This window comes from Gulosibacter sediminis, from assembly GCF_014904065.1.
GTDB lineage: Bacteria > Actinomycetota > Actinomycetes > Actinomycetales > Microbacteriaceae > Gulosibacter > Gulosibacter sediminis.
Genome location: NZ_JACXJG010000030.1, coordinates 1 through 256, shown reverse-complemented (window position 1 = coordinate 256; position 256 = coordinate 1). Strand labels below are relative to the sequence as shown.

Here is a 256-nt window from a genome sequence, read left to right as displayed (position 1 = left end):
GTCGAGGACGTTCTTCTGCAGGAGCGCGAAGAACGACTCCATCGCGGCGTTATCGCCACATGCCCCGACCCTGCCCATCGAGCCACGTAGCCTGTGGCGCTTCAGCGCTTTGCGGAAGCGGCGCGACCGGAATTGGGACCCTCTATCGGAATGGACGATCACCCCAGCGGGCCGGCCTCGGTGGGCCACTGCCATCTCGAGCGCGTTGACGGCGATCCGGGCCTTCATCCGTGAATCGATCGAGTAGCCGACGATC

Annotated in this window: 1 protein-coding gene; it reads right to left on the bottom strand. The window is 64.8% G+C overall.

All coding sequences use genetic code 11. The features are described from left to right. The coding region (locus tag ID132_RS12175; protein ID WP_193128752.1) for a DDE-type integrase/transposase/recombinase at positions 1 to 256 on the bottom strand (256 nt) is incomplete at both ends.